Consider the following 15,076-nt stretch of genomic DNA (forward strand, 5'->3'; position numbering starts at 1 on the left):
GGACTCCGCATGACACAGACGACGAACACCCTCCTCGACGTTCACGATCTCTCCGCCCAGACCGGCATGTCTGTGTCGACTATCTACCGCAAGCGGTCGCTCGGTGAGCCGCTCCCCCGGGCCGTGAAGATCGGCGCCGCTGTTCGCTGGCGTCAGGCCGATGTCGACCGTTGGATCGAGGAGCAGCTCGAGCCGGCGATGTGATGCGTCCTCGCCGGACCCATTGCGCGCGGAAACCGTGCGGAACTTCGAGGCAACTGTCGGGACCGACACGTTCCGCGTGGTGTTCCGCACGTGGCGCGCCCCGCCGTCGCCTAGATAACCCGCGCACGGGAGCGGAGATGCGGACGGAACCCCATCACTTCTCTATTGGCACCTCGGAGGCGAAATAGGTGCAGTCCGCGCAGGAGAAGTGCGGGGGTGACTTCCGCACTACCGATCTTCCTCGGCTCCCGGGAGCGTGCCTGCTCTTGCCTCGCCCCCGAAGCGGCCTGCTGGTGCTCAACACGCGCACGGCAGGGTGCAGGCGCGGATACGAAGGGACCGCAACCACAAGATCGACATCACGCTCGAACCCTGAGCGAGCACTACCCATACGGAAGAAACAAAAAGGGCCACCGAGCTGCAACTCGGCGACCCCATGGCGGATCTGAAAGGAGATCCTGCATTTGACTACCACCAGCGTACCTGAAGACCGCGATATCCCCGAGGCGCTCGGGAAGCGGTCCACCGCGCAGCAGCTCGTTGAGTTGGCCCTCGATCACTACGACCTTCACGTCGATACCGATGGCAAGCCTTTCGGTGTTCGCAAGGGCGGTCACGTAGCGATTCCTCTCCTCGGCAGCAGACGCTCCGTCCGCAAGGAACTCGGCGGCATGTACCGGCGTCGGACCGCTCGCACAGCCTCGCAGAACGCGTTGACTGAGGCGATGAGCGCGCTTGAGTACGAGGCGGAGGAGAGTTTCGAGCCCATCAAGCTGCACCTGCGCACGGCGCGCCCCAGCGACGACGAGATCTTCATCGACATCGGCGATCGCAGTGAGCAGGTCATCCGCGTGACGGCAGCCGGCTGGGAGATCCTCGACGGCGACGATGACCTTCCCGTGCTGTTTCGCCGCACCGCCGTGACCGCCCCTTTGCCCGTCCCTGCGCGCGGCGGAAACCTCGACGCATTGTGGGAGTTCGTCAATCTGCCGGCCTCGGACCGCGGCTTGATCATCGGCTGGCTCGTCGCTGCGACGATCCTTGTCGGTCTTCCGTGCCCGGCCTTGGCTCTGCTCGGTGAACAGGGAACCGCCAAGACCAGTAGTGCACGACGGCTCTTCTCCCTGTTCGATCCGACCACCGCGCCGGTGAGGCGCCCACCGAACGATGCGGACCGGCTGCTTCACGCCGGGGCTCACTCGCGCGGCGTGGTCTTCGACAATATGTCGTCGATGCCGCGTTGGTTGTCGGACGGCTTGTGCCGATTCGTGACCGGTGAAGCTGATGTCGACCGCGCGCTGTACACCGACGACGACGTGCGCATCATGCAGGTGCAGGGCGTCCTGGGATTCACCAGTATCGATATCGGCGTTCTCAACGGCGACCTCGCCGAGCGATGCGTCTGGGGAGATCTTGAGGTGATCCCCGCAGACAGGCGTCGCTCAGAACGCGAGTTGAACTCCGCTTGGAACGCGAGCTACGCCTCGATGGTGGGTGCATTGTTGGACCTTGTTGTTCTGACCTTGCAGCAGCTGCCCGTCGTGAAACTCGGCAACAAGCCTCGGATGGCGGACTTCGCCGAGATCTTGGCCGCTCTTGATCATGCAACGGGGTCAGACACTCTGAGCCGTTACCGGCGGGCGCAAGATTCTGTCGCCGAGGACATCGTGAGCACCGACCAGTTCCTGGTGGCGATCACCGAGACGATCAAACGTCGCTGGACGGGTACCGGCAAGGCCCTTCACGAGCTCTTGCGCAGACCCTCGGACGATCGCTATTGGCCCGAGCCTCGTGGCATGAGTGGCAAGCTCCGGCGAGTGGCTCCGGATCTTCGAAAGGCAGGGTGGCAGATCGACGAGATCAAGCCGGACCCGACCACCAAGCGTTCCAAGACTTGGGTTCTGGTGCCTCCGGATTCCGCCATCTCCGATGCGGATCTTGCGAGCGTGAAACTGACCCGCGAGTTCGTCGCTGAAGACGTTCGAGCGTGGATCGCTAGGTTCATGGCGAACGGGGCCACCGCCTCATGCGCCACCGACCACGGATCCGCTGCGAGCTCGGGCTTCCCTATCACTTGCCGGACGCCCGGCTGCACTGCCGGCTGGCGCTCCGAGTGGGACACGCCGTTGCAGCGGTCCCGAGCGCTGACCTCACGACTCGCGGACGAACTCACGGCTCTCGGTATCAGCGTTGCTGACCTGGACCAGTACGTCGGCAGCGATCCCTTTGCACCTCCGGGTAGGGGCGAGGAGACCGTAGCCCCACCTAAGACCGAGCCCCGTTGATCGGGGCTGACCACTACACCGCACCGTTAGGAGAACACCATGCGAAGGACCCGTAGTCAGCTCCGAGCTGCGCAGATCGCCGCGCTGCAGGCCGAGCAGGACGCCTACGACAAGAACGTGAACGACGCGATCAAGGTCGCGGCGTTCGCACGCTGTGACGCCGTCGAGCAGCTGTACGAGCTTCTCGACGTCCAGCCTGAACCACCCATCATTCGTGATGGCAAGCACGGCCGCTACGAGGTCACGTCCGATAAGGACGAGGCCAAGCGCGCTGCTCGCCTCATCGAGGCTGTCACCGTCCTGCTATCAATTGAGGAGCAGCCTACGACGCAACCAGTCGGCAGTGATCGTCAGGTTCCTGCTCAGGCAGCTGAGAGACCGCCGCAGGCGGCTTCTCCGGCCCTGGTCGCGACGACTTCAAGCACGCCGACGGCGGTCAAGCAGCCAGCCGCCTGAGCGTTGCGTCGCCCGCGGCCCCGTGCGGTCGCGGCGAGTAGAGAAACCCCATCTGCCCTCGAAGAGGCGCTGATGGGGTTTCTCCGTTTCGGAAGGTGGCGCCACGACCTGTGCGTGGAGGCGGGAGCCTTCATCCGGGTGTCGGGCCGGAGGCCTGACCAAGGAGTATCCAAGGACAGGAGCGCAGCGATATGTCTGACGGATAAACTGCTTGCCGTTATTTGTGTAGTCTGGGACCACCCTCGCGGAGCGGGGAAGCAAAGGCCCAGACTGCACAAAGAACCGAGCGAAGGGGACGACCTGATGACGAGGACCGGCAAGGCGAGCGAAGCGACGCCGCGTCGTCCGAGGAAGAGGGTCGTCAACTTTGCGAAGCGCCGCACACTGAGGTTCAGCGACGACGAGGAACGAGCCGTCGACGACGTGCGGCGAGCTTTGGCCAAGTCCTCCGGACGCGACCTCGAAGAGGTCTCCTTCTCCGAAGCTCTGCGCCTGCTCATTACTGACCGTGAGGGTGCCGCCGAGGTGGAAGCGAGGGCGCTGGCTATCGAGCGCCAGGGCCCGAACGTGACCGACTGGGGCCTGGCCGACATCTCCGATCGGCTCGGGTACGAGCTCGGTCCGATTCGCAATCACATCGCGCATATCGGCGGCAACCTCAATCAGATCGCGAAGCGGCTGAATATCGGCGACCCGGTGACCGCTGGGGAGGTCTCGGAGGCTCTCCTTACGGTGGCTGAGCTACGCGATGTTCCCGACGATATCGAGAAGCGCATCGCACGCCTCGTGGACCATGGCCTGCCGCCGCGCGGGACGGTGTAGTTATGCCTGTTGTGGTGGCGAGCTCGACGCGGTCGGCCGATGCGCTGATCAACTATGCGCTCGATGACAAGCCCGAGCAAGATGGCGAGCGGTACGTCATGGCGTCCGGCGTGGGCGGCATGCTGGTATCGGTCGCGAAGCAGCAGATGCGCGACGTCCGCAAGAAGTGGGGTAAGGACAAGCCTGGCGCGTTCGTCCAGGCGTATCACGTCATCCAGTCTTTCGCGAAGGACGAGTTGGACCCCGAAGAGCCAGACGACTGGCTGACGGCTCAGAAGCTCGGGACAGCACTCGCAGAAGAGAGGTTCCCCGGCCGACAGGTGCTCGTTGTAACACAACGAGACGGGCGAACAGGCTGTGTGCACAACCACCTCGTCGCGAACTCCATCGAGACCAAAACCGGCCGCAGTCTCAACAGTTCAGTCGTCACGCACGCACGCCTTGTCGAGGCACATGAGCGTGTTCTTGAACAGCGCGGCTTCGAGCAGCGAGCGGACCTCAAGCAGGCCTTCAGCGACGCGAACGAGCGCTTCGAGCGGGGCGAGCCGAGCGGTCTTCGCCGCGCCGGGTCGACCGCGGACAGTGAGCTTCGCGAATGGCAGCGGCACATCATCTGGGAAACAGAATGCGACCTCGCGGATGAGTTCGGTGCGCCCCGCAACAAGCAACCTTTTAGTCTCACCGTGCTGAGGGCGAGCATCGAGAACACGCTCGCCGATCCAGCCGTTGTCGACTGGGACAGCTTCGTCGAAGTCGGTAGAACCCGAGGCGTTCAGATCGAACAGCGCGGCAAGAAGGGCCGTGGCATTTCGTACGGCATGCTTCGCGAGAATCCGGACCGAACCCCAGCCGATCCAACGCCGAGTGATCGACGCCGCTGCACCACACTCGGCACGGCCTTCGAGAGGGACGCTGTTGAGACCGCTTTCGCTCGCAACAGCGCGGTGACATTGTCCGTGCCACAACACACGACTGTTGAACGCCGACTGTCGCCCAAGAAACGCATGATGATCGCTCTGGACGAGGCGACACAGGAGGCAAATCGCGCCGCGCAACGCCTGGTGGCTACAGCCCTGTCAAACGCCGACGCGATGACAAGCGAACACGAGAATTCCGGTGCGCACGCTCCCACCGAGCTACCCGCAGTCCCGGGCACAATGGGACTGTCGGAACTCCGAGAAACTCAGCCACGGATCGCGGACCCAGAGGAACCAGAAACGGAGGTCACGGTTCCCGACTACCGTCCGCACGACGTCGAGCAACCGCGATCGGCGCGGCCGCAGGCTAACACCGGTGAGAATCAGGAGACCTCCCCCAAGCCTCGCCCGCTGCGACTGCGGTTCCCCGCACTCTTCGAAGAGGCGGAGCTTTCCGCGCCCGATCACCAAGAACGGAGCATCGGCGACTAGCACTGTGCAGTGGGTGGCCGGTGACCGCCTCGTGTCCATATAGTGGTCCGACGGTGCCCACACTACATAGTCGCTAGTGGCAGTCCGAAAAACGGGCTTCAGCTGGTCCTTTACAGGCCGGTTCGTGGTCACTAACGGGACACCGGCATTTCGCTGGGCAGCAGGGGTGGCCAGAACATGACCACAATATGGTCGCTCGGCGCCCACTGATCTCGGCCGTTTCGCATTCTCCACGTTGAGTTGTCGACGCCATGTCCGAGTCGGCACTCACGGGCATGATGGATGGATGCAGATCCATGAGACAGCCGACAGCTTCGACCTGCCGGATGAGCGCGTGTGGGTCGTGGGCGACCTCCACGGCAATGCTGGATGGATTCAAACGCTGCTGCCCGCGATGCGTCGGCATGACCCATCGCTGCGCACCATCCTTCAACTCGGAGATTACGGTTTCGAGCATGCTCAGCCCGGGACTGGCCCGGTCGATTATTGGGCGAAGCGCACAGGCATCGAGCGCGTGCTGGTCACGCCTGGCAACCACGAAGAGTGGAACCACATCACCCCGGCGCAGGAAAGCGCCTCCGGTATGGCGATCAGGGTCAGTGACGTCGTGTGGCTCATCCCCCGGCCGTTCCGTTTTCAGATCGCGGGACGCGAGGTGCTATCGCTCGGCGGCGCGTCCAGCGTCGACAAGGCGTTTCGAACTGCGGGCAAGGACTGGTTCGAGGATGAACTCATCACGGAACCGATGGAAGCCGCCGCGATTGCCGGCGGCCCGGCCGACCTTATGCTCACGCACGAGTCTCCAGCGATCGCGGTACCGGAGGTGCAGCGGCTGCTCACGAACAATCCGCATGATTTTCCTCCCGAGGCGTTGGCCGTATCTGCTGCACAGAGAGAGCGTGTGCAACGTGTATCTGATGCTGCGCTCCCCCGCTTGCACATGCACGGCCATATGCACGTTTACGGTAAGTTTGAGCGCGAGGACGGCAGGACCGTGGTCAGTCTCGATCGGGACACGTTTGCCTGCAACGCAGGAGTGCTCGACCTCGCGGGCCTCGCGTTCAGCCCACTTCCACTCAACGAGATCCGCGGCGGAAGACGACGGTACAAGCACCGCGCTGATCAAGGCGATGGCGCCGTCGTTCGCAGCTGATGGACCGGCGGATCGTCACCCTCCGCGGGATGATGCGAGCAGCCCGGAAGCGACTGGCCTCATGCGCTCTCCACTTCGAGGCGCAGATCGCGCTGCCCCGAACCGGTTGCTGGGGGCTTAGCGAGCGCCCCAGCTCCGTAGGAGCATTCCGCTGAGCCCTGTGCTCATCCGCCCAGAACTCGTCTCCGGGCGTGGCACAAATCTGACCTCTCTGCCCTTCTAATCACGGGAATGAGACCTCAGCGGACGCCGATGGAGCTAAGTGTGTCATTGGACCGCCAGCGGCCTGGATGATGATGAACCCGGCTCGATGCTGAACTCGATGAGCCGAATCGTATTTACTTTGTTTATTTCGCGGGGCAGCTCACGTTGCGCGCACGCCGGCCCACGCAGCTACGTGGTCACGTCGCTCTGAACACATCGACGCGGGACGTCGATAGCTAGGTCACGGGCGCCTGCCCCGGCCGCGCCGACTACGACGATGTCGACCTGATCGCTGAGGTTCTGCATCAACAGTGACCCCCCGCCGCTTACGCAAGCTATACTCGCTAATGACCGTTAGGATCCGATGATGTCGAACGCAACCGCACACCCCCTCCGCAGCGATCGACGCGCATACCTCACGGCGACTCGGTCGGACGAAGGTCGCGAGATCACCATCAAGATCGTCGGTCCTGTGGAATTCACGGACCACGAGGCCGAGGAGCTCGCGCACGAGCTGAACGTGCTGGGCTCCAGCGGTCGGCGCGCTCACCTCATCAGCATCCTGCAGGGCGTGAACAAGGCGCTCCGGCTCGAGGAAGAGCCTGGGCACTCGTCGCTGACGGAGGCTGAGCTGGACGCACTGCGCGCAGCCGGCTCGCTCGTTGAGCCGGAGAACGCGCTGCCTGTCGAAGAGCGCCCCAGCGTGCTCACGGCCCTCCGCCAGCAGGACATCCTCGCTGAGGCGCTGCCGACTAAGCGCGTCGCAGAACTGCTCGACGTGACCGAAGGCCGAGTGCGCCAGCGCCACGGCGAGGGGACTCTCTTCGCGATCCCGGGCCCCGGCCGCGGCCTGCGGTTCCCGACGTTCCAGTTCACCGACCACGGTGAGCTCCCGGGCTGGGGAACGGTGAGCCGAGCGCTGCCCGAAGGGGCGAACCCCGTGGCCGTGGAGTACTTCCTCACTCACGCTCACCCCGACCTGGGAGACGGCGAGCTGACTCCTGCCCAGTGGCTCGCAGCCGGCAAGCCCGCAGAACCTGTCGCGGCGCTGGCCGAGCAGGCGTTCTCGATCCGATGAGCGCGCTTCCTGCCCCCGACGCATCGAAGTTCCCGCATCCTCTCCCCCCGAGCGCTGTCCGTACGCTGCCGGCCGGCACGATCTTCGGACGCATCTACGACGCCGGCGGCGCTCACCCTGCCCGGTGGCACGAGCTCCGCCACTTCGGGCCCACGGGGAGCCGATTCGATCACCACCCCGATCCCGTGGGTCACCATCCGAACCACGCCGTGACCTACGTCACGCCCCAGATCACGGTTCCACCGGAGACGGCAGTTCAGAGCCTCCTGCTCGTTTGCCTATCAGAGTGCTTCAGCGACCGAGGCGTCATCGAACGCGGTGGCGTCGGAGCGGGAGGGACCGGGGGCACGCAGCCTCGGTTCGTGCTGTTCGCGACCACCCGCGAGATCACACTCCTCGACCTTATCGACAGCACCTGGGTCACGGACGTCGGCGGGAACGATCAGATCAACACTGGCGATCGGTCGCTGTCCCGGCCGTGGGCCCGCGCCATCCACCAGGCATATCCCGACGTCGACGGCGTCTTCTACCGCCCCCGCACCATCGCGCAGCGTCCGCAGCTCCCCGAGGCTCGCGCCGCGGCGCTGTGGGAGCGCGCCGAAGACGCCCTGCCGGTGAGCCCGACCGCGGACATCGAACTCAGCTCGCCTGGACTCACCGTGACGCTCGAGTCGTTCGCGAAGACCCTAGGCCTCGGCTTGGCGTAGAGACCCGAAAGGAGGGTGTCATGACCGCCCGTACCTGGTCTCAAGACCTCGAATACCTTCGCACTACGCTCACGCGTGCTCAGCAGACGCGCTATCGGCGCCAGGAATTTGTCCAGCTCGAGGACGGCAACACGGAGCTCGGATGGGTTCTCTATGAACGCGAGCAGATGCTCGCAGCAGTGAACGCTCTCCACGCCGCTGCAGGCAAAGCGCCCGTCTCGAGCGACCAGCTCCAGGCTGCAGAAAGCAGTGCCTGTGGCCATGTCGACTATACGTCGAAGTTCGCCATCGGGTGCGCGGACCTGGTGGCCGCGGAATGAGTCCGTCATCCGCCACCCCGCACGCCTCCGACTCGGCCGAGCAGCGCATGGCGGAGCAGCGCATGGCGGAGCGCGCGATCGTCGCGGCCGTCGCCGAGCAGCTGGGCGTCGCGCTCACTCCCGCTCGGATCGCGATCGATGACGCCCACATGGAGATCGACGGGCGACCCCAGACCGCATGGTCCTCGTGGAGGCCTACGCCCGTATCGGCGCACTCAAGGGTGCGCAGCCCCGCAAGCTCGCCACCGACGCGTTCAAACTCGCCTGGGCCGGTCAGAAGCTCGGTGCGACCCGGCTCATCCTCGCCGTGGCTGACGAGGCGGCGGCCAGCTACCTGCATCGCCCGGGCGCGTGGCTGACGGCTTCCATCCGCGACGCCGGCATCGAGATCATCGTCGCCGAACTCGGCGACGTGATGCGCGAAGCGATTCTCGCGGCGCAGGCTCGTCAGTACCGCTGAGATTCAGCTACTGTAGCTCGCGGCGGCCGCGACGGAACTTCTTCTTCTTGAGCGGCGCCGTCGGCCGTGGATCAGCTGCCTGCGAGAGCGGATCGACGTACCCTCGCCGGTTCGCCGGCACCCACCCCTTTGGTGTGTGATCGCGCTCAGCATGGCGTGCGTCGAGCCCGGCCTCACGCCGTTGCCCACGTGCGCGCCCCGCGCGCGCCTGGCGCTCTTTCGCGATGCGTTCACGCTCCTGCTCACGCAGGACGTCCGCTCGCCGCTGCTCCTCAGACGTAAGCCGCGGGGCGCCATCAGAGGAACGAACCGGGTGCTTCTTTCCGTCGCCGACGCGCAGACGGATACTCGCGGCGTTCTTCGCCTTCCAGTTCGTCCCCTGCTCGAACCCGCGCGCCTCTCCCACGGCGGCCTCAGTGCGCGGCGTCGTACGCCTGCTGCACCGCGTCGGGGACGCGGCCGCGGTCGGAGACCTGGTGACCGTTCTCCTTCGCCCACGCGCGGATTGCCGAGAGGTCGCGCTTGGCGGCGCCCTGCGAGTTCCGGCGCCCACGGCCTCCGCGAGTACCGCCGGCGGACACCCGGCGGGCTGCCGCGATCCACGGCTCAAAGGCCTCTCGCAACGCTGCTGCGTTCTTCTCGGACAGATCGATCTCGTACGCGGTGCCGTTCAGGGAGAAGGTCACCGCCTCGCCGGATCCGACTTCCAGGACTTCTCCGTCGATGTCGTCGACGAGCTGATGCACGATTTTGCGGGCCATGCCGCCGAACATATCAGCCAGCATCTAAGCCGAATCGCAATGGTGGCCGATATCCCGCGAACTGCGTGCGGGATTCGAGACCACTCTTGTCGATGTCGACCTCTCGACGTACCATTACTAATGCATTACTAACACGCTTGGAGGCCTCGAATGGCTGCACGACCGATCAGTTTCGCCGTCGAAGAGACGGACGTCCCTTTGCTCCAGGAGCTCGCCGATGCGTTCGGCGGCGGCAACCGCAGCGAATTCCTGCGCGTCGCCATGAAGGAGTTCAAGAAGAAGCTCCGCGTCCAGCAGATGAACGATCTGCACGCCGAGATGCTCGAAGAGCGCGGCGGCAAGGTCTACACGACCGAGGAAACGCTCAAGCTCATCGAGGACTTGGGAACCTCATGAACAGCCAGCGGGAGCGCCCTCGGATCGCGGTCGTCTACGACATCAACGTCTACCTCGACCACATCCGTAGCGGCACCGGAATGCTGCTCCCCGACAAGCTCCCCTCCCCTTCGGCGGCATCCGACGCTCTCTCGCTCGCGTTCGATCAGCAGGTGCGTTTGTTCACCTCGCCGCACATCCTGCGGAACGTCCACCGCCTGATGATCGCCTCCGGGCAGTCTGAACGAACCACGGCCAAGTACATCGAGTTCGTCGCCGAGGCCTGCGACGACTCCGGAGGCGCGATCGTGGACCCGGTCGTCCGCGACTATGCCATCGGGAATCACGAGGACAATAACATCCTCGCCCTCGCGAAGGACCCCGCCGTCGACGCGGACGTGATCGTCTCCTCCGACCATCACCTCATCGATCTCGGTCCCGCATGGAACGGCCGGCTGATGATGCGGCCGCGACAGTTCACCTCGCACATGGTTCGGTCCAGCTTGCAGAGTGCGGCTCAGCACACCCCCGCCCCGAAGGTGCCGCGGACTCCCGCGCCACCGAAGCGCGTCTCCGATGCCTTCCCCGAGCTTCGCGGTGTGCACCTCGATCGGTATGGTCTTGCTGGCTCCTCCGCACCTCAGCGAGAAGATGGCCTGCAGCACTGAGAACAACCCGGGACACTGCCGACCTTCGAGGACAATCCGTGGGAATGCGGTCAACGAGGGCATCGTGCATGATGACCTCATGAGCGCATCGCACGACGTCATCACCCCCGCCGAGCTCGGCCGCGAACTCGGTCACAACGACGGTGATCGGCCCGGCATCACTGTGCGCCGCTATCTGCGCGAGCGCTACCCCGACCACTTGAAGAACCAGCGCTGGGAGCTGACCCCCGAGCAGGCCGACGAGGTTCGTGCGCACTTCGGCAGGACCTCGGCGTGAGCGCTGACTCCCTGCACGACCTCACCAATCCTGCCGTCGCCGCGCTCACCGGAGAGCGCTGGGCGATCATGGAGGCCGCGCAACTCGTCCCCGCCCGTCCCGGACTGTACGCCATCTACGGCGACGAGCAGGCCTGGCGGGATCTCCAGCTTGAGCCGGCTCCGGATCATCCCCTGTACGTCGGCAAGGCCGAGGAGAGCCTGGTCTCGCGCGACCTGAACGGTCACTTCGCCACGAACCCGAAGTCCAAGCCCCGCACCGGCGGGTCCACGGTCCGGCGGTCGTTCGCCGCCCTCCTGCGCGACTTCCTCGATCTGCATGCGGTCCCGCGCAACCTCGCGAAGCCGGAGCGCTTCGCGAACTACGCCCTTGCCGACGGCGGCGACGCACGCCTCAACGAGTGGATGCACGCGCGCCTCCAGCTCTCTGTCTGGCCGGCGCCAGCGGACATGCGGGTCCCGCTCGGCGACGTCGAGACCAGCGTCATCGTGCGCCTCACACCACCGATCAACTTGGACAAGAACCCCGGCAGGCTCCCCCGGCTCTCGGCTGCTCGAGCCGCGATGGCCGCCGAGGCCGCCGCGTGGCGCCCCGAGGGCTGAACGCCATCGTGGAACTCGAGATCACCGCTACTCCGCGCGAGACACTCGTCTGGGCGCCGTCGACCGAGCACGCTGCACAGCTGCGACGAGAGCTGACTGACTCCGGCTACCTAGTGCTCGATGCTGATCCGTGGGAGCTGAACCAGCAGAGCATCATCCCCGAGGGCGAGCATCTCGAGTTCGACCCTGCGCGGATCTTCAACGTCGACATCGGCGCCGACGCGAACGCGTCCCTGCAGATGCTCGTCGACTCCGGTCACGTGCTCTTCTGGCACCGGTGGCATCCGCGACCAGCCCGGAAGATCTGGGGGGGTCGCCGTCTCGTCGCAGCGTGGTCGCCGAGCAGGCACCAGTCCGGTCGAAAGCGCCGTGCACTTCGGACTCAAGGTCCGCGGCAGCCGCGAGCTCGGCCTCCGCATGTCGCGCGAGACCTACGCCCGGATCAACAAGCGCTCCTCCCTGCAACGCTGGTACCGCGAGGAGGACCCGTATCTCTGGGACGCGATCGACGACAGATACGAGGACCCCGACCACCGCATCTACACAGACGCATGGTGCTCGTTCCTCCAGGAGCTGGCACTGGCGAACTACGACCTCAACATGGCGCACTTCGCCTCCCTCGACACTGCCGAGTTCGATGCCGCGCTGCAGGCGGCAATCACCAGCCAACCGGGCATGACCGAGGTCACCGATCTCACGAAGTGGGATGGGGTGCCCGGCCTCTACGTCATGGTGCTCGACGAGTACCGCCAGGCGTATGTCGGCGCGACGAACGCCTCGGTCGGAGTGATGAAGCGCATCAAGCAGCACTGGACCGGTGCGAAGCCTCTGGACCGGTTGATCTGGCCCGATCCCCGAACGTCCATCCTCTCGATCGACAGCTTCAGAGCTCTCGACACCACGCGCATCTTCGCCGCCAGGACCTCGCGGTCGTTCGACGGTGAGAACCCGCTGCTGGACCTCTTCCCGCCGCAGTTCATGTTGAACCGCATCATGGGCGGCCGCGATGTAGTGAAGCTCGCCGGCCTCGTCGGCGTCGACCAGGTCATCAGAACGCGCGTCTTCGACGCCGCCGCGCCTGACCAGCAGACTGAAGCCGCGAGCAATCTCAGTCAGGCCTGAGACACCTTCAACAGGCGAGCCGCTTGCGCTTCACCCGTGCTGTCAGCTCAGCGCGTAGGTCAACAGGTAGCGGTGTTCCCGTCGATGATCTCGAGGTCGAGCGTTCCGGTGATTCCTGCCAGGTCCGCGGTTCCCGAGCCGGGCACGATCTCGTAGCGCAGCTGTTGGTCGGGTGCCGTCATCGTTCCGAACTGCTGGAACGCGAAGCCTCCGCGCAACCCGTCGAGCTCGCCGTCAACGGTTTCCACGGCGACATAGCCCGCCTTTCCGGTTGCCGGATCGCCAGCTGCGAGCATCGTCCCGGCCCCCTGCCCGGCAAGGTCACCCCGCCATGTCTTGGTGATGACCATTCGGCGGATGCCCGCCTGATCGTGCTCCGCGGGCTCGAGCGACACCTCGAACGTTCCTCTTGCCGTCCTCATGTCGCCACTGACCTCCGCGGTCCTGATCTCTTCGCCCATCAACGCGCTCAACGGTGTCCTCTTCCTGTCATGGCTTCGACGTTACGGGGCGCGAGAACCAGCGTGCTTGAAGATTCGCGACACCATGTGTCCGTCGGGACTCGCCTGGAACGAGCCACCAACTGCAACAGAACAGCCCCCATTCGCTCCGAGAGCGTGGGGGCTGTGCCGACTAGTGAGCGAAGTGCTTACTCGCGGCTGAGGCGCACGGTCATCGTGGTGCCCATCGCGGTGACCTCGTAGCTGAGCTCGTCGTTCTCGTACGTGAACGTCTTGGTCGCGTCGCTCGATGCCATGATCGAGGACTCGGTCTTGGACGTGTCGTTCGCCGAATCGAAGGTGAACGAGTCGCCCTCTGCCGGGACCTCGACGGTGCCGGCCCAGTACAGCGACTTCGTGTCACCGCCGTCGGCGACCCAGTGGACCTCGATCGTGTCACCGGTGATCGTGGCCTCCTGCCACGCGTCCTCGGAGTTGGAGTTGTTCTGCTTCCAGGAGCCCTCCAGACTCACCGGCTCCGGAGCTTCCTCCTCCTGGACCTGCTCGGTCTCGGACGAGGAGGACTCGCCGCCAGACGACGAGCTGGACGGTTCGGGAGATGCGCACCCCACGGCGCTGATGCCGAGGAGTGCCAGAAGTGCGATGGTCGCGCCGAGCTTGGGTGCTGTGATGTTCAAGGGATGCCTCTCCGAGCAGGTTGATGTCGACGCTGACCGTATCAGCGCCTACTGACACCTTCGGTTCTCAGTGCGAGACGCGAAAGGCGCTGATGACCATCGTTACCGGACGGTCATCAGCGCTCGCGTGGCGAGCTCCCCGTGCCCGTCATGGCGTCGATCGCACGGGCTCGAGCAGACCTGCCACCTCGACGAACGCGTCGGCTCGTCGCTTTACGCGTGCAGCTCTCTCCTCGAGATCCCGCACGAAGAGAGCCTGCGGCGAAGGGTGAAACGTCCGAACGACGGTGAGACCCCGCTCACGCTCGATCTCAGGGGACTGCCTAAGCAACCGGCGCCAGGCGTGATCCGCATCACCACCCTGGAGTAGCACGACCTTCAGCCTCGGCGCGAGTTCCAGCAGGTGCAGGATCGTCTGGACGCCGGCATCCAGCTCAGCCGCCTTCGGGGCGCGGTTGATGTACCAGGGGTACGCATTCCACGGCAGCAGCTCGTACGGAGATAGCGCTGCTTGCTCGAGCAGGACCGCCTGAAGCTCGGCGCTGCCGTCGTTGTTCTCGACGCAGATGAAGCCCGAACCCTTGCCGTCCTGCGTCGCGGGCCCTGGATCGCGAAGAATGCTCAGCACCCGCGCTTCGACTCCACCATGAAGGGGCGCGACGTACGGCGCCCACCCGCGGCCGACCTCACGCAGTTCGTCGACGTACTCGTTGACCGGCGCGATGTGCAGCGCATAGCGATCGTCCCACTGCTGCTGTCGAAACTCAGGGTCCGCCATACGTCGGGGCATGCGCCGACGGTATCAGCCAGCGTCCGTCCGGGTGTGCGGGATGCCGCACGTGCGACCGAGGGAGTCGCCACCCATGAGGCATCCCGCGTGAGGCCTCCCCAGCCTCGTCCCCAGAACCGGACACCCGCGGGGGCCCGCGGTGATCCGATACCTCAGGATGCCGCGTGACAGCGGCCGGCACAAGGTTCAGACGAAAGGTGGTTGTCACCGTCTTTCGTGACCGCAAGACTCGTCGTGAACTGTTC

The 15,076-nt window shown here is 65.1% G+C and carries 21 protein-coding genes; 15 read left to right on the forward strand and 6 right to left on the reverse strand.

Annotation, left to right across the window (positions count from 1 at the left end; translation table 11 throughout):
- Window positions 1–9: 9 nt before the first annotated feature.
- The 9 genes from AB0P08_RS03020 (at window position 10) to AB0P08_RS03060 (ending at window position 8,638) form a co-directional block, all read left to right on the forward strand.
- Window positions 10–204: a helix-turn-helix transcriptional regulator gene (locus tag AB0P08_RS03020; RefSeq protein ID WP_062635491.1), complete on the forward strand. Its 195-nt coding sequence runs from the start codon at window positions 10–12 to the stop codon at window positions 202–204.
- 464 nt (window positions 205–668) lie between these two features.
- Window positions 669–2,489 (forward strand): AICE element replication initiation protein, encoded by a 1,821-nt coding sequence (locus AB0P08_RS03025; protein WP_051667911.1) that lies wholly within the window; start codon window positions 669–671, stop codon window positions 2,487–2,489.
- Window positions 2,490–2,528: 39 nt separating this feature from the next.
- A complete protein-coding gene (locus AB0P08_RS03030) occupies window positions 2,529–2,945 on the forward strand; it encodes a hypothetical protein (RefSeq protein ID WP_029266140.1) in 417 nt (138 codons plus the stop codon).
- A gap of 303 nt (window positions 2,946–3,248) precedes the next feature.
- On the forward strand, window positions 3,249–3,767 hold the full coding sequence (locus AB0P08_RS03035; RefSeq protein ID WP_029266142.1) for a MobC domain-containing protein: 519 nt from the start codon (window positions 3,249–3,251) through the stop codon (window positions 3,765–3,767).
- 2 nt (window positions 3,768–3,769) lie between these two features.
- Window positions 3,770–5,176: a relaxase/mobilization nuclease domain-containing protein gene (locus AB0P08_RS03040; protein ID WP_029266145.1), complete on the forward strand. Its 1,407-nt coding sequence runs from the start codon at window positions 3,770–3,772 to the stop codon at window positions 5,174–5,176.
- Between the two features lie 286 nt (window positions 5,177–5,462).
- On the forward strand, window positions 5,463–6,329 hold the full coding sequence (locus AB0P08_RS03045; protein WP_051667912.1) for a metallophosphoesterase family protein: 867 nt from the start codon (window positions 5,463–5,465) through the stop codon (window positions 6,327–6,329).
- 676 nt (window positions 6,330–7,005) lie between these two features.
- Window positions 7,006–7,611, forward strand: coding sequence for a hypothetical protein (locus AB0P08_RS03050; RefSeq protein WP_143049225.1), 606 nt, complete (start codon window positions 7,006–7,008; stop codon window positions 7,609–7,611).
- 362 nt (window positions 7,612–7,973) lie between these two features.
- A complete protein-coding gene (locus AB0P08_RS03055) occupies window positions 7,974–8,318 on the forward strand; it encodes a hypothetical protein (RefSeq protein WP_143049226.1) in 345 nt (114 codons plus the stop codon).
- A 20-nt stretch (window positions 8,319–8,338) separates the two neighbouring features.
- Window positions 8,339–8,638, forward strand: coding sequence for a hypothetical protein (locus AB0P08_RS03060; RefSeq protein ID WP_029266153.1), 300 nt, complete (start codon window positions 8,339–8,341; stop codon window positions 8,636–8,638).
- A gap of 5 nt (window positions 8,639–8,643) precedes the next feature.
- Here AB0P08_RS03060 and AB0P08_RS03065 read toward each other — a convergent pair whose 3' ends face one another.
- On the reverse strand, window positions 8,644–8,787 hold the full coding sequence (locus tag AB0P08_RS03065; protein WP_156040315.1) for a hypothetical protein: 144 nt from the start codon (window positions 8,785–8,787) through the stop codon (window positions 8,644–8,646).
- 29 nt (window positions 8,788–8,816) lie between these two features.
- Here AB0P08_RS03065 and AB0P08_RS03070 point away from each other — a divergent pair, with 29 nt between their 5' ends.
- Window positions 8,817–9,098, forward strand: a complete 282-nt coding sequence (locus tag AB0P08_RS03070; protein WP_029266155.1) for a hypothetical protein — start codon at window positions 8,817–8,819, stop codon at window positions 9,096–9,098.
- Between the two features lie 413 nt (window positions 9,099–9,511).
- Here AB0P08_RS03070 and AB0P08_RS03075 read toward each other — a convergent pair whose 3' ends face one another.
- Window positions 9,512–9,859, reverse strand: a complete 348-nt coding sequence (locus AB0P08_RS03075) for a histone-like nucleoid-structuring protein Lsr2 (RefSeq protein ID WP_029266159.1) — start codon at window positions 9,857–9,859, stop codon at window positions 9,512–9,514.
- Between the two features lie 150 nt (window positions 9,860–10,009).
- Here AB0P08_RS03075 and AB0P08_RS03080 point away from each other — a divergent pair, with 150 nt between their 5' ends.
- The 4 genes from AB0P08_RS03080 to AB0P08_RS03095 all read left to right on the forward strand — a co-directional run bounded on the left by AB0P08_RS03080 (window position 10,010) and on the right by AB0P08_RS03095 (window position 11,781).
- On the forward strand, window positions 10,010–10,255 hold the full coding sequence (locus AB0P08_RS03080) for a ribbon-helix-helix domain-containing protein (protein ID WP_029266161.1): 246 nt from the start codon (window positions 10,010–10,012) through the stop codon (window positions 10,253–10,255).
- Window positions 10,252–10,902: a PIN domain-containing protein gene (locus AB0P08_RS03085; protein WP_029266162.1), complete on the forward strand. Its 651-nt coding sequence runs from the start codon at window positions 10,252–10,254 to the stop codon at window positions 10,900–10,902. The genes AB0P08_RS03080 and AB0P08_RS03085 overlap by 4 nt, the downstream gene beginning before the upstream one ends.
- A gap of 79 nt (window positions 10,903–10,981) precedes the next feature.
- Window positions 10,982–11,179 (forward strand): hypothetical protein, encoded by a 198-nt coding sequence (locus AB0P08_RS03090; protein WP_071327683.1) that lies wholly within the window; start codon window positions 10,982–10,984, stop codon window positions 11,177–11,179.
- Entirely contained in the window at window positions 11,176–11,781 is a 606-nt protein-coding gene (locus tag AB0P08_RS03095) for a GIY-YIG nuclease family protein (protein ID WP_029266166.1), read from the forward strand. Before AB0P08_RS03090 ends, AB0P08_RS03095 begins: the two co-directional genes overlap by 4 nt.
- A gap of 110 nt (window positions 11,782–11,891) precedes the next feature.
- Here AB0P08_RS03095 and AB0P08_RS03100 read toward each other — a convergent pair whose 3' ends face one another.
- Window positions 11,892–12,041 carry a hypothetical protein gene (locus tag AB0P08_RS03100; RefSeq protein ID WP_363588042.1) on the reverse strand — a complete coding sequence of 50 codons (150 nt, stop codon included), beginning with the start codon at window positions 12,039–12,041 and terminating at the stop codon, window positions 11,892–11,894.
- A 157-nt stretch (window positions 12,042–12,198) separates the two neighbouring features.
- Between AB0P08_RS03100 and AB0P08_RS03105 the strand changes: the two genes are divergently transcribed.
- Window positions 12,199–12,903, forward strand: coding sequence for a hypothetical protein (locus AB0P08_RS03105; protein ID WP_363588044.1), 705 nt, complete (start codon window positions 12,199–12,201; stop codon window positions 12,901–12,903).
- 59 nt (window positions 12,904–12,962) lie between these two features.
- Here AB0P08_RS03105 and AB0P08_RS03110 read toward each other — a convergent pair whose 3' ends face one another.
- From AB0P08_RS03110 to AB0P08_RS03120, 3 genes are all read right to left on the reverse strand, one after another.
- Entirely contained in the window at window positions 12,963–13,364 is a 402-nt protein-coding gene (locus AB0P08_RS03110; protein ID WP_197971866.1) for a DUF3224 domain-containing protein, read from the reverse strand.
- 188 nt (window positions 13,365–13,552) lie between these two features.
- Window positions 13,553–14,041: a hypothetical protein gene (locus tag AB0P08_RS03115; protein WP_029266170.1), complete on the reverse strand. Its 489-nt coding sequence runs from the start codon at window positions 14,039–14,041 to the stop codon at window positions 13,553–13,555.
- A gap of 148 nt (window positions 14,042–14,189) precedes the next feature.
- Window positions 14,190–14,831 carry a uracil-DNA glycosylase family protein gene (locus AB0P08_RS03120; protein ID WP_029266173.1) on the reverse strand — a complete coding sequence of 214 codons (642 nt, stop codon included), beginning with the start codon at window positions 14,829–14,831 and terminating at the stop codon, window positions 14,190–14,192.
- Between the last annotated feature and the right edge of the window lie 245 nt (window positions 14,832–15,076).

This window comes from Microbacterium meiriae, from assembly GCF_040686935.1.
GTDB lineage: Bacteria > Actinomycetota > Actinomycetes > Actinomycetales > Microbacteriaceae > Microbacterium > Microbacterium meiriae.

Excerpts from the sequence above, each read along its gene's own strand:
- AB0P08_RS03020 (WP_062635491.1), top strand. The coding sequence starts at position 10 with ATGACACAGACGACGAACACCCTCCTCGACGTTCACGATCTCTCCGCC.
- AB0P08_RS03030 (WP_029266140.1), top strand. The coding sequence starts at position 2,529 with ATGCGAAGGACCCGTAGTCAGCTCCGAGCTGCGCAGATCGCCGCGCTG.
- AB0P08_RS03035 (WP_029266142.1), top strand. The coding sequence starts at position 3,249 with ATGACGAGGACCGGCAAGGCGAGCGAAGCGACGCCGCGTCGTCCGAGG.
- AB0P08_RS03040 (WP_029266145.1), top strand. The coding sequence starts at position 3,770 with ATGCCTGTTGTGGTGGCGAGCTCGACGCGGTCGGCCGATGCGCTGATC.
- AB0P08_RS03045 (WP_051667912.1), top strand. The coding sequence starts at position 5,463 with ATGCAGATCCATGAGACAGCCGACAGCTTCGACCTGCCGGATGAGCGC.
- AB0P08_RS03060 (WP_029266153.1), top strand. The coding sequence starts at position 8,339 with ATGACCGCCCGTACCTGGTCTCAAGACCTCGAATACCTTCGCACTACG.
- AB0P08_RS03070 (WP_029266155.1), top strand. The coding sequence starts at position 8,817 with ATGGTCCTCGTGGAGGCCTACGCCCGTATCGGCGCACTCAAGGGTGCG.
- AB0P08_RS03075 (WP_029266159.1), bottom strand. The coding sequence starts at position 9,859 with ATGGCCCGCAAAATCGTGCATCAGCTCGTCGACGACATCGACGGAGAA.
- AB0P08_RS03080 (WP_029266161.1), top strand. The coding sequence starts at position 10,010 with ATGGCTGCACGACCGATCAGTTTCGCCGTCGAAGAGACGGACGTCCCT.
- AB0P08_RS03085 (WP_029266162.1), top strand. The coding sequence starts at position 10,252 with ATGAACAGCCAGCGGGAGCGCCCTCGGATCGCGGTCGTCTACGACATC.
- AB0P08_RS03090 (WP_071327683.1), top strand. The coding sequence starts at position 10,982 with ATGAGCGCATCGCACGACGTCATCACCCCCGCCGAGCTCGGCCGCGAA.
- AB0P08_RS03105 (WP_363588044.1), top strand. The coding sequence starts at position 12,199 with ATGTCGCGCGAGACCTACGCCCGGATCAACAAGCGCTCCTCCCTGCAA.
- AB0P08_RS03110 (WP_197971866.1), bottom strand. The coding sequence starts at position 13,364 with ATGGGCGAAGAGATCAGGACCGCGGAGGTCAGTGGCGACATGAGGACG.
- AB0P08_RS03120 (WP_029266173.1), bottom strand. The coding sequence starts at position 14,831 with ATGCCCCGACGTATGGCGGACCCTGAGTTTCGACAGCAGCAGTGGGAC.